The organism is Sedimentibacter sp. B4, assembly GCF_000309315.1.
Lineage (GTDB): Bacteria > Bacillota > Clostridia > Tissierellales > Sedimentibacteraceae > Sedimentibacter > Sedimentibacter saalensis.
Genome location: NZ_CANG01000932.1, coordinates 14,160 through 31,315, shown reverse-complemented (window position 1 = coordinate 31,315; position 17,156 = coordinate 14,160). Strand labels below are relative to the sequence as shown.

15 protein-coding genes, 1 pseudogene and 1 riboswitch are annotated in these 17,156 nt (G+C 38.1%); all 16 genes and pseudogenes read left to right on the top strand.

From position 1 onward, the window contains the following. The first annotated feature begins 144 nt into the window (after positions 1–144). The 16 genes and pseudogenes from BN358_RS16445 (at position 145) to BN358_RS16370 (ending at position 17,108) form a co-directional block, all read left to right on the top strand. Positions 145–1,170 (top strand): aspartate-semialdehyde dehydrogenase, encoded by a 1,026-nt coding sequence (locus BN358_RS16445; protein ID WP_019229631.1) that lies wholly within the window; start codon positions 145–147, stop codon positions 1,168–1,170. 16 nt (positions 1,171–1,186) lie between these two features. Then, a complete protein-coding gene (locus tag BN358_RS16440; protein WP_019229630.1) occupies positions 1,187–2,398 on the top strand; it encodes an aspartate kinase in 1,212 nt (403 codons plus the stop codon). A 12-nt stretch (positions 2,399–2,410) separates the two neighbouring features. After that, entirely contained in the window at positions 2,411–3,571 is a 1,161-nt protein-coding gene (locus BN358_RS16435) for an FAD-binding oxidoreductase (protein WP_019229629.1), read from the top strand. A gap of 52 nt (positions 3,572–3,623) precedes the next feature. Continuing rightward, a complete protein-coding gene (locus tag BN358_RS16430) occupies positions 3,624–5,057 on the top strand; it encodes a sodium:solute symporter (RefSeq protein WP_019229628.1) in 1,434 nt (477 codons plus the stop codon). 87 nt (positions 5,058–5,144) lie between these two features. Then, positions 5,145–5,888, top strand: coding sequence for an FCD domain-containing protein (locus tag BN358_RS16425; RefSeq protein WP_019229627.1), 744 nt, complete (start codon positions 5,145–5,147; stop codon positions 5,886–5,888). 12 nt (positions 5,889–5,900) lie between these two features. Then, complete coding sequence (locus BN358_RS16420) at positions 5,901–6,167, top strand: (2Fe-2S)-binding protein (protein WP_019229626.1); 267 nt, start codon at positions 5,901–5,903, stop codon at positions 6,165–6,167. Then, positions 6,164–7,027: a 4-hydroxy-tetrahydrodipicolinate synthase gene (gene dapA / locus BN358_RS16415; protein ID WP_019229625.1), complete on the top strand. Its 864-nt coding sequence runs from the start codon at positions 6,164–6,166 to the stop codon at positions 7,025–7,027. Before BN358_RS16420 ends, dapA (BN358_RS16415) begins: the two co-directional genes overlap by 4 nt. A gap of 9 nt (positions 7,028–7,036) precedes the next feature. Then, a complete protein-coding gene (locus BN358_RS16410) occupies positions 7,037–7,360 on the top strand; it encodes a (2Fe-2S)-binding protein (RefSeq protein ID WP_019229624.1) in 324 nt (107 codons plus the stop codon). Next, positions 7,347–8,453 carry an NAD(P)/FAD-dependent oxidoreductase gene (locus tag BN358_RS16405; RefSeq protein WP_019229623.1) on the top strand — a complete coding sequence of 369 codons (1,107 nt, stop codon included), beginning with the start codon at positions 7,347–7,349 and terminating at the stop codon, positions 8,451–8,453. Before BN358_RS16410 ends, BN358_RS16405 begins: the two co-directional genes overlap by 14 nt. Beyond that, complete coding sequence (locus tag BN358_RS16400; RefSeq protein ID WP_019229622.1) at positions 8,450–8,947, top strand: 4Fe-4S dicluster domain-containing protein; 498 nt, start codon at positions 8,450–8,452, stop codon at positions 8,945–8,947. Before BN358_RS16405 ends, BN358_RS16400 begins: the two co-directional genes overlap by 4 nt. A 43-nt stretch (positions 8,948–8,990) precedes the next feature. Next, entirely contained in the window at positions 8,991–9,497 is a 507-nt protein-coding gene (locus BN358_RS16395) for a flavin reductase family protein (RefSeq protein ID WP_019229621.1), read from the top strand. A 76-nt stretch (positions 9,498–9,573) separates the two neighbouring features. Further along, positions 9,574–9,726, top strand: a riboswitch (Lysine riboswitch). Between the two features lie 146 nt (positions 9,727–9,872). Next, a complete protein-coding gene (gene dapA, locus BN358_RS16390; RefSeq protein ID WP_019229620.1) occupies positions 9,873–10,754 on the top strand; it encodes a 4-hydroxy-tetrahydrodipicolinate synthase in 882 nt (293 codons plus the stop codon). Between the two features lie 12 nt (positions 10,755–10,766). Continuing rightward, complete coding sequence (gene dapB, locus BN358_RS16385) at positions 10,767–11,474, top strand: 4-hydroxy-tetrahydrodipicolinate reductase (RefSeq protein WP_019229619.1); 708 nt, start codon at positions 10,767–10,769, stop codon at positions 11,472–11,474. A gap of 21 nt (positions 11,475–11,495) precedes the next feature. After that, positions 11,496–12,197, top strand: coding sequence for a 2,3,4,5-tetrahydropyridine-2,6-dicarboxylate N-acetyltransferase (dapD, locus tag BN358_RS16380; protein ID WP_019229618.1), 702 nt, complete (start codon positions 11,496–11,498; stop codon positions 12,195–12,197). 123 nt (positions 12,198–12,320) lie between these two features. Continuing rightward, positions 12,321–13,644, top strand: a pseudogene (locus BN358_RS16375) (aspartate kinase). A 443-nt stretch (positions 13,645–14,087) separates the two neighbouring features. Further along, positions 14,088–17,108 (top strand): hypothetical protein, encoded by a 3,021-nt coding sequence (locus BN358_RS16370; RefSeq protein ID WP_019229617.1) that lies wholly within the window; start codon positions 14,088–14,090, stop codon positions 17,106–17,108. Positions 17,109–17,156: the final 48 nt, after the last annotated feature.

The window sequence follows — 17,156 nt, the reverse complement described above, 5'->3', positions numbered from 1 at the left end:
ACGTGAGTAGTTAATGATTTGCGAATTATTTGTTGAATAAGCGCAAAATAAAGTTGTGGAAAACGATATTTATTATTGACAATGTAAAAATAGTGTTATATAATTTTATTATAACTAATCACATGATGAGCAGGAGGTTCGTGAATGAAAGATTATAATAAAAATAAGCCGACTATAGCAATATTGGGAGCCACAGGGGCAGTGGGAACGCAGATGCTTGAAGTCATGGAAGAAAGAAATTTTGAGTTGAAGGATTTAAAGTTATTAGCTCATGCAAGCGATGCAGGGAAAGAATATATTTTCAGAGGAAAAACATATGTAGTTGAGGAAGCAACAGATAAATCATTTGAAGGTGTGGACATCACTCTCGTTGCTGTAGATGGACCCATAAGCAAAAAATTCATGCCCTCAATTATAGGTGCCGGTTCGGTTGCCATAGACAACAGTAGCGCATTCCGACTCAATGATGATGTTCCTTTGGTAGTTCCTGAGATCAACCCGGAGGATGTGTTCAAGCACAATGGAATAATAGCAAATCCAAATTGTTCTACAATTATCGGGCTTGTTGCTGTAAACGAAATTTATAAAAAAGCAGGAATAAAAAGAATGATTGTTTCTACTTATCAGGCTGTTTCAGGTGCAGGAGTTCTTGGCATTGAAGAATTAAAAAAACAGACTGAAGATTTTCTGAACGGAAGAGAAGTTAAAAGCAATGTGTTTCAGCATGAAATTGCCTTCAATATAATACCTCACATTGACAGCTTTGTGGAAAATGATTACACAAAGGAAGAGATGAAAATGCACAATGAAGGAAGAAAAATATTGCACGACAACAATATCGGCATTTCATGCACATGTGCCAGAGTTCCGGTAATAAGGAGCCACTCGGAGTCTATAACGCTGGAAACTGAGCAGGAGATAACAGCTGACGAAGTGAGAGAGCTGTTGTCACATGCTAAAGGAGTCAAGCTTATTGATGATCCTAAAAACAATTTATACCCCATGCCGATTGAAACATCAGGGCAGGACCTTATATATGTAGGAAGAATCAGAAAAGACTATAGCAGAAAAAATTCAATCAGCCTATGGTGCTGCGGAGATCAAATAAGAAAAGGAGCAGCAACAAATGCTGTGCAAATAGCTGAAATATTGTCTAAAGGCAGAAGTTAACAATAAGGGGGCAATTATGAAAATAATGGTTCAGAAATTCGGAGGCACTTCAGTTGCCACCGAAGATTCCAGAGAACATGTTTATAAAAAAATCGAAGAAGCTGTAAGAGGCGGGTATTCCTTGGTAGTGGTTGTTTCAGCAATGGGAAGAAACGGAGACCCTTACGCTACGGACACGTTGCTTAACCTGATCAGAAAGGACATTCCTTTTGCAAGCAAACGAGAGCTCGATGTAATATTCAGCTGCGGTGAGAACATAGCAGGAGCAATTGTTGCATCAAATCTCCAGAAGAGGGGATACAAATCCGTGTATCTTACTGGTGAACAAGCCAGAATAATTACAGACGAGAATTTTTCCGATGCAAGAATTAGGAGAGTTGAAACCGATAAAATAAAATCATTGCTAGACATAGGAAACATAGTAGTGGTCGGCGGAGGACAGGGTGTAAGCGAAAACGGTGACATCACAACATTGGGCAGAGGAGGAAGCGATACAACAGGATGTGCCCTGGGAGTTGCCCTTCATGCCAATGAAATTCACATTTACACGGATGTTGAAGGTATTATGACAGCTGACCCAAGAAAAGTAAAGGAAGCTGTACTGCTTGAAAAGATAAGCTATGAGGATTGCTGCAACATGGCAAACAAAGGTGCGAAAGTAATACACCCTCGTGCTGTTGAAATTGCAATGAAGAATCCTGAATCGAGACTTTATGTCAAATCCACTTTCAGCACCAATCCTGGAACATTAATATGCGAGGATGATGAGAATCTGGAGGATGTGAACACAACAGGTGTTGCCGGACAGGACAATCTGGTTTATTGCAGAGTTGTAAGCAATGAGTACAAATCTTATGACAAGCTGCAAGAGATTATGGGATGTCCTGCATTACATGACAGCAAGGTTTATTATGGCATTGACGGCATAGTGTTTGTTTCAGATTCAAAGATTTTTGCAGCTGCAGAAAAGAAGTTTAATGACAATGGTTTTAAATTGATCAAATGTGAAAATGTATCTGAAGTGAGCATCATCGGAAGCAATTTCATGAAATATCCGGAGCTTTGTCAGGAGATTAGGGATAAAATTCAAAAAAGAGGTATTGATATCAAAATGTGTATGGAAGAAGATAAATCAGTCAGTTATGTTATCAGCGAGGAACATTATATCTGTACCATGAATTTGCTTCATGAATTCGTTGTTAATAAGACTGCTGGTATTATAAATTAGGTGGAGGCTTTCATGAAAAAATATGACGTAGTTATTTTGGGCGGCGGAATTATAGGTTTATCTTGTGCTTATTATCTTACTCTTGAAAATAAGAAAGTAGCATTAGTTGAAAAAAATCAAATAGGCAGCGGAGCTTCTGGTTCCTGTGATGATATGATATTGCTTCAATCTAAAAAACCTGGCAAAAATCTGGAGTTAGCTATAGAAAGTTTGAAACTTTACAAGGATCTTAATGATAACTTAAATTGTGATATCGGGTTTCACAATAGAGGCGGAATGATTCTCATAGACAAGTCAGAGCATTTGTCTTTTATGGAAGACTATGTATCAAAGCAAAAAGATTATGGACTTGATATAGAGCTCATAGATAAAAAAACAGTAAAAAAGTATCATCCTTTTGTGAAGGACGATATTGTGGCTTCAACTCACGGAACAGAAGATTCACAGGTAAATCCGTTGTTTGCCATGAGAGCTTTTATGAGTAAATCAATAAACGCCGGAATGGATGTGTATAAGGGAACTGAAGCTGTTGAAATAAATAAAAAGAGCAGTTTCTGGCAGTTAAAATTAAGTTCAGGTGCTGAAATTGAAACGGAAAACGTTATAAATGCCTCCGGATCCTGGGCTGCTGATGTAGGTAAACTAATTGGAATTGATATTCCTATAACTTCAAAAAAAGGACAGATAGCAGTAACTGAAAACATACCACAGCTTGGAAGAGAAAACATATGGAGTGCTGAATATATAATTTCAAAGCTTAATCCAGAACTGGTAAAAACAAGTGACATACATAAAGAGCTGGGCATAGGACTTTCCATGTCACAGACAAGCGACGGAAACTACCTAATTGGGAGTACCCGTGAATTAGGAAATTATAATAAAAATACTGATTATGAAGCAATAAAGATACTGGTAAATCAAGCTGTTGATTTCTTTCCCATACTTAAGAACATACACATTATAAGAACTTTTGCTGGATTCAGGCCTGCATGTATTGACGGAAAACCTATCATATCAGAAGTAAAGGGCAATGAAGGTTTTTACATAGCTGCTGGTCATGAAGGGGACGGAATAGCAATGGCTCCCATAACAGGAAAATTAATTTCTCAAATGATATGCGGTAAAAAAACATTGCTGGATATCAAAGAACTAAGTTTTGAAAGATTTAATTAAATCAGTGCACAGTTTAATTAAATCTTTAAATAAAATAATGAGGAGGTAATATATGACTTTAGGAACAACTTTATGGATTATTACTGTATTAATGTGCGGCGCTTTCTTGGGCATATCTTTAAAAGTAAAAGATAAGGCCGAATTGAGCTTCTCAAACTATGCAATAGGCGGGAAAACATTCCCAATGTACTTAATATTCTTCACCCAGTTTGCAACAATCATGGGTGTAGGTAACTTTGTAGGTCATGCAGGAAGCGGATATTCTACAGGTTTATCATGGATGGCCTTTATTCTTGGAGAGCAGGGATCAAAGATAATATTTGCTTTGTTCATTGCAGGATTTGCAGGAAGATTTAAGTACAATACATTTCCTGAACTTTTGGATGATTTGATAACAAAAGATAAGGTAACAAGAGCAATGGCAGGCGTTCTTGCTTCATCCATTATGATTGCCTGGGTTGGAGGACAGGGTAAGGCCCTTGGAAATATATTCAGCGTTGTAACAGGTGTTGATCCTCTTCCGGTAATATTGTTGTTTTCAGCTGTGTTTATAATTTATACAACATTAGGAGGAATTTACTCGGTTGTTTGGACAGATTTGCTGCAGGGTGTACTTGTTTTGATATTTGGAGTAATATTTTATGTTTATGCATTCAAGGAAGTTAACTTCTCGGTTGGAGAAATCGGAGTGAGACTTCAGGCACTGGGAAGAGCAGATATGTGGGAGTTCGGAATATCTGATCCTATGAAGATAATAAATATGATTGTAACAGGTACTATCGGAATTTTAGTTGCACAAATTTACTGGCAGAGATGTTTTTCAGCTACAGATACAAAGACTGCTAAAAACGGTATGCTCTACAGCGGTATTATAGCAATACTTGCTGTAATGCTTACAGCACTTGTTGGTATGATAATTTTCACAATCAAACAAGACTTGGCACCTGGAGATGCAATGGCATGGTTTATGATGAACAGAATTCCGGTTGGAGTGGCAGGAATGGTGTTTGCCCTTGTTTTGGCTGCCGGTATGTCTTCTGCAGATTCAAATCTTAACTCAGCTTCAATCTTGATAGTTAATGATTTAATTAAACCTTTTAAACCTGAATCAACAGATCAGCAGCTTGTTAAATATGCCAAGTGGCTCACTGCAGTAATAGGGGTTTTTGCTGCACTAGGTGCAATATATGCAAGTTCAATATTAAGCTTGTTTTCAAAAGCATATTCAATGGCAGGTTCAGGACTTGTACCTCTTCTAGTAATAGGTTTGTTGTGGAAGGAAAAACCAGATGCTCATGAAAAAGGAATGAAGAACAGCAAGGTTACTCCATGGGGAGCAAGAGTAAGTATAGTAGCTGGCGCTGTACTAAGCCAGATTAATGCTCTTGGAAGCAACAAGGTGCTTATTGCACTTGGGGTTTCAGCTGTTTTGCTTGTAGTCGTATCACTTGCTACTCAGAAGACTAATAAGCGATCCGTGGCGTAATTTTAATTAATATTTAGGATTTGCCATTGTAAAGAATTGTCCCTTATGAGATAATAATAGCAAATAATTGTTTAAAAGGGTGGTATTATGAGGCAAATCCTAGATGATATTGAAATAATGATTTTAAAAATTATAGAAGATTCAAACAAACCAATCGGCACTTGGGCAGTTGAAAACAAATTAAGAGAAGAAAGTGTGGATGTAAGCACGGCAACTGTGGGAAGAATTTTATCCAGACTTGAAAGTTTCGAATATCTGGAAAAGTACAAAAATGAAGGCAGGATCATAACTTCTGAAGGAAAGCTTGCAATAAAAAGAGCTGAAACAATAAAAATAATAAATTTTCATCAAGATAAGCTCAATAAAATTATTTCTACAGAAATATTGGAAAATTTTGTTATGATAATTCAAGCAAGAAAAGCAATTGAAAAAGAAACTACAAGGCTTGCAACAAGATATATCACTCAGGATGAACTTGATAAGCTTGCAGAAATTATAGAAAGACAAGAATTAAAGTCAAAGATCGGTGAAAGTATTGCTGATGAAGATATTGAATTTCACAGAACCATAGCAAAAGCTTCAAAAAATTCAATTCTGGAGTCATTGTATAATATTGTATCCACATTCAAGCAACAATCAAATATTTTTGAGAACCTTAGAAGACAAATAAATTCACCATATAATGCTTCGCATAAGAAAATATATGATGCAATTAAAAACAACGATGAAGAAGCAGCAGAAAGACTGATGTCAGAACACATGGATAACCTTATGGAGGACGTGTTGACCTATTGGAACAAATATGGCAATGAAGTAAATAATAACCACTGAGGAAGTGAATATATGAGCAAAATTATATGCAGGTGTGAAGAAATTACCGAGGATGAAATAATAAAGGCAATTAAAGATGGTGCAACAACAGTTGATGAAATAAAAAAATTCACCCGTGCCGGTATGGGTCTATGCCAGGGCAGAACTTGCAGGAGGACAGTAGAAAAAATACTTGCAAATGAATTGAATATTAAGGTTGAAGATGTAAGAACTTCAAGTTACAGAGCACCGGTGAGACCGGTAAAAATGCATGTTATGGAAGAGGAGGACGTAAAATGAATTTGGGAAGATTAATAACAGCAATGGTAACACCATTTGATAAGGATTTAAATGTGGATTATGATCAAGCCGTAAAGCTGGCAAAAAAGCTGGAGGGCGAAAGATCTTCTGCATTGGTTATAAATGGAACCACAGGAGAATCACCTACATTGACAAGTGAGGAAGTATACAGGCTTATTTCTGAAATAAAGAAAAATGTGAGCATTCCTGTCATAGCAGGGGTAGGAACTAATAATACAAAGAAAACAATTGATAATATCAATAATATAAAGGATTTGAATGTTGACGGGCTGTTGGTAATAACACCATACTACAACAAACCAAATCAGGAGTCATTGTACGCACACTTTAAGGCAGTGGCAGAAAGCACTGATTTGCCTATAATTATTTATAATGTGCCTGGAAGAACAGGAGTTAATATAAGCGTAAAGACAGTGAAAAAGCTGGCTGAAATAAAAAATATCGCTGCAATCAAAGAAGCAAGCGGAGATATGGCTCAGTTTATAAGACTGATAAATGAAACACCTGAGGACTTCTTGGTTTACAGCGGTGACGACATATTGACACTACCATGTCTTTCAGTTGGAGGGCAGGGAATTGTAAGCGTTGCTTCAAATGTTGCAGGAATTAAAATGGGAGAAATGATAGATGCATTTGAAAATTCCGACATGAAGAAGGCAGCAAAAATTAACCTGGAGCTTACAAATTTATTTGATGGATTGTTTGTAACAACAAGTCCTATACCTATTAAGCATGCTCTGAACCTTTTGGGATTCAATGTTGGAGGTTACAGACTTCCTCTTACGGAACCTACACCTGAAGTATCAAATGTAGTAAAAGAATGTCTTGCAGTACTGTAGAGGTGGACTATGACAAGAATATCAGAACATCCAATATTAGGGCAGGACATTAGGGAGGAAACTGTTACCATAACATTTGACGGCAAGGAAATTACGGCCTATAAAGGTGAAATGATAGCTGCTGCATTAATGGCAAACGGTGTCCATAAATTCAGGCACACAGAAAGAAACAACAAGCCCAGAGGAATTTACTGCGGCATTGGAAGATGTACTGACTGTGTAATGATTGTGGATGGAATACCAAATGTAAGAACCTGCGTTACTGAAGTACGAGACGGCATGAAGGTTGAAACTCAATATGGAAGAGGCGAGTGGGAAAATGATGGAGAATAATTATGATGTTGTAATTATAGGAGCCGGTCCTGCAGGTCTTGCTGCATCAATAGAAGCTTCAAAGGCAGGTGCAAGAGTCCTGTTGATTGATGAAAACAATAAGCCCGGAGGGCAGCTTTTCAAGCAGATACACAAGTTTTTTGGTTCAAAGGAACACAAGGCAGGAACACGTGGTATAAATATAGGGACTGAACTATTAAATGACACTAAAAACCTAGACATAGATGTAATGCTCAACACAGAAGTGTGCGGGCTTACAGGTGACAAAAAACTCTGGATTATAGAAAACAAAGAAAAATCTAAAGAAATTCACGCAAAAAAAATAATCGTGGCTACAGGAGCTTATGAAAATTCTGTACAGTTTGACGGATGGGAACTTCCTGGAGTTATGGGGGCAGGAGCAGCTCAAACAATGATAAACCTTAACAGAGTGCTGCCTGGACAAAGGGTTTTGATGCTTGGGTCCGGAAATGTTGGAGTAATAGTGTCTTACCAGCTAATGCAGGCAGGAGCTGATGTTTTAGGCATAGTGGAGGCGGCGCCAAGTCTTGGGGGATACGGAGTTCATACTGCAAAGGTTGCAAGAGCAGGAGTACCATTTTACACAAGCCATACAATAAAAAAAGCTTACGGAACAGACAGAGTGGAAAAGGTAGAAATAGTCCAGCTTGACAGCAGCTGGAAAGAAGTAGAAGGGTCAGAAAAAACATTTGAAGTTGATACCATATGCCTGGCTGTGGGATTGACTCCAATGATTGAATTGGTGTGGCTGGCCGGATGTGAGTTCACATACATAGGAAGCATGGGTGGTTACGTTCCCGTACACGACAAATGTATGAGGACAACTGTTGATGGAATCTATGTAGCAGGTGATGTTGCAGGCATTGAAGAAGCCAGCACCGCCATGGAAGAAGGGCGACTTGCAGGAATAAGCGTAGCCTATGACCTGGGATTAGTTGAAAAGGAAAAGGCTGAAGAAAGAATGGATGAAATATGGAATAAACTGAATTCCTTAAGATGCGGTCAATTTGGAGAAAAAAGAAGGACAGCTAAGGATCAGATACTGGAAAAAGGGAAGGAGTTGGTAGTATGACATGTTTAAAAAAATGCGGAGCTCCTTCAATAGAAGAACTGAAAAATTCTCCGGGTTTTCCCAAAAATGAAGATTACAACCTTGGAAATATTGCTGTTATAGAATGCACAGAACAAATACCATGCAATCCTTGTGAAACTTCATGTCCAAAGGGCGCTATCAGTGTAGGAAATCCAATTACAAATCTTCCTGTAATAGATTTTGAAAAATGTGTGGGCTGCGGAATTTGTGTGGCAAAGTGCCCCGGTATAGCAATTCATCTTATGGATATAAACTATGGGGAAGACACTGCTTTGATTACATTTCCATATGAATATCTTCCCTTGCCGGAAGCAGGCCATGTGGTTGTGCTGGTAGACAGAACAGGCAATGAAGTATGTGAAGGTAAAGTTGAAAAAATAACCGGATTAAAATCCTATGACCTTACAAAGCTTGTAGCTGTTTCTTTTCCTAAAAAACATTATGAAAATGTAATTTCCATGAAAAGATTATAAAAAAGGGCATCTGAAAAGATGCCTTTCTTAATAAGGAGGTTTTATGAATAATAACTTTTTTAATGACTCAGCTGATTTTCTAAACAGGCTGCATAAAAGCAAGGCATTTTTAGTTACAAAAAGCAACGAACATGTCAACTTAATGCAGATCGGATGGGGATACATAGGATATATGTGGAAAAAACCGTCCCTGATTATTGCTGTAAGGCATTCAAGACATTCCTATGAAATATTGAAAAATTCGGATGAATTTACAGTATGCATTCCAAAGGTAGGTGAATTTGAAGAGCAGCTTAAAATTTGCGGCACAAAATCAGGAAGAAATTATGACAAGGTTAAAGAGTGCAGTTTAGAGATGGCAGAAGGAGAGAAAATCAGTGTGCCTCACATTAAGGGCTGCGACAGCTATGAGTGCAGAGTTATGTACAGGCAGTCTATAGATTCGGAACTTTTGGCTAAAGATATCCATGAAATGAGCTATAGGAACAATGACTATCATGTAATGATTTATGGAGAAATAGTTGCATTTCGTAAATATGATGAAGATTGAATAAAAAAAATTAATTTTTGTTGTTGACATAATCTTTGACAGAGCATATAATGATGAAAATTAAATATTTTCGTGGGTATATTACAGAGGTTGCGATGATCAAGAGTAAAAGCACAGCTTTGAAAGGGTGATTCGCCGAAGGGATTCTTTCCCTGGGCTTACATTTAAGAGATGTAATACTGTTTTTATAGGATGCTTCCCAATCCTATAAGAGAGAGCTGTAATATGCTGGGCAGAAGGTTCGGTGTTTTTTGTAAGCGTCTGAGAGCCCTTTTGCTCTTATGTCGCTTTTTTTATTGCATTCAGGGAAAACTCAAAAAGATAAAAAAGCGGCATGAAAATTATTTAGTAATAAATAATTTTAAGGAGAAAAGTATGAACGATTTAGTAAAAGGCTGTGGAGTAGCTCTGGTAACGCCATTTTCAAATGGAGAGATTGACTTTGAAACATTAGGAACACTGGTTGACATGCATGTTGAAAAATCAGGTTCCATCATTGCCGCAGGAACAACATCAGAAGCAGCGACAATGACAGATGATGAGTATCATCAGATTGTTGAATTTATTGTAAAAAGAGTAAACAAAAGAATTCCTGTTATAGCAGGAGCAGGTAGCAACTGCACTGCATCGGCAATAAAAAAGGCTAAGTTTTGCGAAGAAGCAGGTGCCGATGGTCTATTGATTGTTACACCTTATTACAACAAAACAACACAGAGAGGTCTGGTAAACCACTACAAAATGATTGCAGAGAGCACATCTTTGCCTATAATTGTTTACAATGTTCCAGGAAGAACAGGAATGAACATTGAACCAAAGACTTGTTTAGAACTTTCAAAAATTGACAATATAGCAGGAATCAAGGAAGCAAGCGGAAACATAAGCATGGTTGCAGAAATAATCAGAATTTGCCCAAAAGATTTTCTCGTTTATTCAGGAAACGACGATATGGTTGTACCGCTCATGGCACTGGGCGGACACGGAGTAATTTCAGTTGTTGCCAACATACTGCCTGCAGAAACAAAAAAAATGGTTGATGACTTCAACAATGGAGATTTGAAGGCCGCAAGAGACACTCAGCTTTCTTTAAATGGTCTAATAAATGCATTGTTTATTGAAACGAACCCCATACCTGTTAAAGAAGCAATGGGCCTCATGAACATGTGCAGCCCTGAACTTAGAGCTCCTTTGTATCCAATGTCTTTGGAGAACAAGGAAAAATTGATTCAGGAAATGAAAAACTGCGGGATATCTTGTTAAGGAGGCAAAATTATGATTAATATAGTATTATGCGGACAGGGCGCCATGGGAAAAACAATAGAACAAGAAGCAACTACTTACAACAACATTAATATTGCAGGAATATTGTCTCCAAGAAACGGACAGTACGGTGAAGACTTCGGCAAAGTTGATGTAGTAATAGATTTTTCAAATCCTGTTAATCTGGATTTTTTAATAGATTATGCAACAAGAAAAAAATGTGCTCTTTTGATTTGCACAACTGGATATTCTGATGATGAAAAACTTAGAATTGAAGAAGCAGGCAAATTAATTCCTGTATTACTTTCATCAAATACTTCAGTTGGAATAAACATTATGCGAAAAATGCTTAAATTAATATCTAATGAATTAAGGGACTTTGACATAGATATAGTAGAAAGACATCATAATAAGAAAATAGATTCGCCAAGCGGAACTGCAAAGACACTGGCTGAAGACATAAAATTTGTTACCGGCAGGGAAGAAATAGAGATGCATTCATTAAGATCAGGAACTATACCTGGAGAGCATCTGGTTATATTTTCAGGAACAGATGAAATTATTGAAATCAAACACACTGCATTTTCGAAAAAAATATTTGCCAGAGGTGCACTTGACATTGCAATAAAGCTATGCAAAAAAGCAGCAGGTTTTTATGAAACTGAAGACATGTTCGAATTTAAAAGCAAGGAAACAGGCAAAATCATAAATATTGCCTAATAAAAATATCAGGAGGAAATTATGTTATTACAAGATCCATATGAAATAGCAAAATATATTAAGGAAGCAAAAAAATCAACACCTGTGAAGCTGTACATTTCAGGAAATGTTGACAACATGGAAACATACGGTTTAAAAGTTTTCAAATCAGGAGAAATGGCAATACTCATAGGAGAATATGAAGATGCAGCAAAAGTTATAGCTGACAATGGAAACATTAAGGATTATCACTTGGAATATGACAGAAGAAATTCTGCAATACCAATGCTCAATACAAATGAAATACAGGCAAGAATTGAGCCTGGGGCTGTTATAAGAGACATGGTTACAATAGGCAAGGATGCAGTAATTATGATGGGAGCAGTTATAAACATTGGAGCTGTTATCGGAGAAAAAACAATGGTGGACATGAACGCTGTTGTAGGTGCAAGAGGAACAATAGGAAAAAATGTTCACGTGGGTGCAGGGGCAGTTATAGCCGGTGTTTTGGAACCACCGAGCAAGACTCCTGTAATAATTGAAGATGACGTGCTCATAGGCGCAAATGCTGTTGTGCTTGAAGGAGTAAAGGTTGGCAAGGGAGCCGTTGTTGCCGCAGGCAGTGTCGTAACTGAGGATGTTCCGGAAATGGCTGTTGTGGCAGGAAGCCCAGCCAAGCTAATAAAGTACAAGGATGACAAGACTGTGGAAAAAACAAAACTTTTGGATGACTTAAGAGGATAATATAAGACGTCAGGACACAAACAACGAGTTGTATTTATATGACGCACATCTGTATTATAATTGTTGACAGGGCACTTTTCATGTGTTATTGTTAAAAAGTTATAATGCGGATAGGAGGACAAAATGATAAAGGTTGCTAAATTTGGAGGCACTTCGCTGGCAGATGCTGTTCAGTTCAAAAAGGTGCATGACATAGTAAAAGATAATGAAGAAAGAAGATATGTGGTTGTTTCGGCTCCGGGAAAAAGATTCAAGGATGACAACAAAATTACAGACTTGCTGTATTTGACTCATGCACACTTGAAGTTTTCAGTTCCATATGCTCCGGTTCTTAAATTAATTGAAGACAGGTTCAATGAAATAAAGAATGAGCTGAATTTAGACATAGATCTTGACAGTGAGTTTGAAACAATCAGAAATATGCTGGATAAAAAATGTGACGAAGATTACATTGTAAGCAGAGGAGAATATTTAAGCGCCAAGCTTATGGCTGCTTACCTCAAGTGTGACTTTATCGATTCAAAGGATGTAATATTTTTCAAGTATGACGGAACAGTGGATAAAGAAAAAAACAAATGAAAAACTTGGGGCAGCTCTTTCTAAAAGCAGCAAGGCTATTATTCCGGGATTTTACGGTTCCTATCCTGATGGAAGCATCAAGACATTTTCCAGAGGCGGATCAGACATAACAGGTTCAATTGTTGCTAGTGCTGCCAAAGCAGACATGTATGAGAACTGGACTGATGTTTCAGGATTTTTGATGGCAGATCCACGAATTGTTAAAAATCCTCTTCCTATTAATAAAATTACTTATCAGGAGCTGAGAGAGCTTTCCTACATGGGAGCTTCTGTTCTTCATGATGAAGCAGTATTTCCGGTGAGACAAGCAGGCATTCCCATAAACATAAGAAACACAAATGAACCTGACAATCCGGGAACGGTAATAGTGGGAGATGACCAGGTCGACGAAGACTATGATAATGGACATGTCATAACAGGAATTGCAGGAAGAAAAAATTTCACATTTTTCTACATTCACAAGGAACACATGGCCAATGAAGTTGGTGTAGTAAGAAAGGCTCTTGAAATATTTGAAGAGAGAAACATAAGCATAGACCACATTCCTTCAGGAATTGACAGTTTTTCAATTGTTGTTCCAACAGAATGCGTGGAAAAAACTACTCATGAAATTATGGAGGAGCTAAAAGATAAACTGGGCACTGATTCCGTAAAGACATACAAGAATCTTAGCCTAATATCAACAGTTGGTATTAGAATGGCGTTCAGACCTGGTATATCAGCAAAGCTGTTCAATGCTCTTGGAGAAAACAACATAAACATCAGGATGATTGACCAGGGTTCAAGTGAAATAAACATCATAGTTGGCGTTGACGACAAGGATTTTGAAAATGCCATAAGAGCAATATACAATGCTTTTGTAAAATAAAAATAAGGCTGAGCATAGCGATACAAGTCGCGTGTAAGGCCTTTTTTATTTTAAAAGTTATCTTTCAGACATATAAAAACAAGGATTGCAAAGGAATGTCATTATTGTAAAAGCATAATTATAACAAAAAAATAATAATGTTTACATGCAGTTGCCTTGGGTATATACAAAGTGCAAATTATCATTTAATGAAATATAATTTGGTGTATCATGCATGGACTTGTTAAAATTTAAATATAATAATATGGTAGTGATGATTGCGGAGACATATATGGACGCTTTTCTCCGAGGGAGCTAGTAGCGTAACCGACCTTTTGGTCGGTTTTTGTGTTTATAAGGTTTTAATATGAATAACTAAGGAGGTGATGGAAACACAACATGTTTAATAAATACAAGGGGATGTGCGTTAATACATGTTATTGATCAAAGAAGGAGGAGTAAAAATGAAAAAGATTGTAGCATTGACAGTGGTTATTACTATGTTATTGTCACTGTTTGCTGTTCCGGCATTTTCACAGTCTATGGAAAATGAAGAAATGTATGCATCCGGTGTAACTCAGGGAACAGGAGTTCCTGTCAAAATAAGCAGCTACACGGATTATCATTATCTGCGACTGGATCCTGCAAATGCGCTGGGAGATTTTGATGCAGTTCAAACTGCCGGCGGTATGGCCAACAGGTATTTCTTTGGATTGGCTGCCCGCCAATGGACAAATTATACATTTGATGATAATTTCTTCAATGTAGATGGAGAACCTGATATTGAGCTGGCAGAAGTAACCTGGGGAGCTGCAACAGGATGGCATGCTGAAGCAACCCTGGTTTATCTGACAGGTGCCTATGTGAAAGATTTAAACGGGGATATCCACCCCTATGAAGAAAATGACACAGAAGGAATAGATGCTTCCCTTGGCATTCCCGCACTTGACGGCAATGCGTATTATGCAGGCATTGCAGGCAACAGAATAGCTATAAACTATATAACTCCTGCACGCAAGGCAGAGATAAGGGAACTTTATATTCCTGAGGATGAATTCGATGAAAATCTGTTTAACAGAGATTTCCATGACAGCACAACTGCAACAGAAGGCAGCTTTGGCATAACTCAGTTCTATTTGCCGGATGAAGTTGTATATGCCCAGGGCATAACATTCATAGACATAACAAGAAATGTTTATGCTGAAGCGTATCCGTCTACATATACTTCAAATGCCACACCAAGAGGCACCTTTACTGTAAACTTTCTGCCTATTACTGCGCCTAATGACGGTGATGTAACAATCACAGCATCAGATTCTGGCAACACTGACGGATTTGATCTGGATGCAATCAGAGTTTATAAATGTCCGCCTCTTTATGAAATCAGTGGTTACAAAATTAACAGCGATACAGGCGAAACTGTTTCCGGGTGGTTAATTCATCTTGACAAATGGATTAACGGAGACTGGGAAGAAGACTATGTGGATCCAGTAGAAACCGATGGAACAGGCAAGTACTGCTTCTTGGATCTTCCCATGGGTGAATACCGTGTGAGAGAGGATTTGATAGATGATGACTGGGAACAAGTATATCCTGGCGGTGATGGCTTCCATTATGTGACACTTCCAACAGAAAATATAGTATATGGAATTCAGCGTAATACCGGTAAAATATTCAAAGTAGACCCTCTTACGGCTGATGCCGACGAAGTTTACCAAATAACTTTAGAAAGTGGACTGAGCTTTAGCAATATAGGACCTAATGGTCTTGCTTATGACAAGGATGGCGGATATCTGTACTTCGTAAATTATCCTGGCCTTGCAAAATTATATTTGAGTGATACAAGCACTCAGGAATATCTTGGCAATTTGCCAGGAGAAATTGCATGTGCCGATTTCTTTGACGGAAAATATTATTATATAGCAGGTGGCCCGACTTCCAGTTATGGTGGTGCTACTGACGATTTGTACGAAGTAACGTTTAAGGCAGATGGAGATGTTGATTCTGTAACCAAAATGGGTGATATTTCCAACAACACACATGCATGGACATTTAGCGGAGACATTGCTGTTTCGCCGGAAGGTATTATTTACGGCTTTGGATTGAATTCAGGAAAATATGAATTCTTCAAGGTTAACCGCGATGGCAGCGGATTTGAAGTAATTCGCAGCACAGGATATACTTTCTCCTTTCAGCTTGCATTCAGCGGAGACGGTACACTTTACGGCCATGATGCACAATCAGGAAAATTCTTTGAAATAAACAAATCAACCGGTGCTATAACAGAAAAATCTGATGGGGTTAATTTATATACAGATACAGCCTCTGCTGTTATGAGCTTCAACTTTGAAAATAAACCACCGGTAGAATACAATATCGCAGGTTACAAGTTGAATTACGCAACACAAGAAGGCCTTGAAGGCTGGACAATCAATTTGTACCAGTGGGATGAAACAATTAATGAAGGTACAGGAGGCTGGCTAGAAGATATGTTTGCTTCTGATGAAACAGATGAGTTCGGCAAGTATTGTTTCACATATTTGCCTGCAGGAAAGTACAAAGTTGAAGAAGTCATAGATGATGAGGACCACTGGATTCAGAGAGAACCTTTTGACACAACGGAAAAAATATATCATGAGGTAACATTGCCTGAAGATTCTTCAGATTGTGAAGAAGGTCCATTCTACAACTTTGAAAATGAAGAGCTGTTTGACATCACAGCATACAAGTATAGATATTTATGGGAAGATTATCTTGGCAGCGGACCAGATAATGAAAATCCTTTAGAAGGATGGACCATGCATCTTGACAGATGGATTGAAGAAGATGAAGTTTGGGATGAGGATTACAGACAATCTGGCCAAACTGGCGCAAACGGAGCTTATACATTTGCCGGTCTTCCTGCAGGAACGTATCGTGTAAGAGAAGAAATTCCTGAAAATTGGACAGCAATCGAACCGGATGACGGTGAACGTATCATTGAGCTTCCAGGTGACATAGACACAGGACATGAAATAGCCGCAAACTTCTGGAACCAGTGCTACAACGATGAAACAGCCTGGGGATACAGCAGTGAGTTTTCACATGAAAATAAGGATGTGCTTCCATCATCCGGAAATTGGGGATGGTATATAGAAGTTGATACTACAACTCCAACATCAATCACAGCTGATCTTTATGCAGGTGCAGGCGGTAACGACTTAAGCAAAGGAGCAAAAGTAGGTCAAGTGTTAATTAATTATGAAAATGGATATATAAGTGTAACATTCGAGCCTTTTGAAGGAATTGAGTTTGAAGAAACACATGTATGGATTGGTGCAACTCAGCTGCCTCTAAAGAAAGGTGTTATGACTGATGCACCTGGCCAATTCCCATATACTGACGGTGCTGAGGTTCAGGTTAGCGGCAATAAGAATTATGTGGCAGTTCATGCGGTTGCCCGCATACCTTGCGGATGGTATTTGGATATTGATATGCCAGAATGATTAACCAGTAAAGTATAGGGGCTGGACAGCCAGCTCCTTTACTTTATA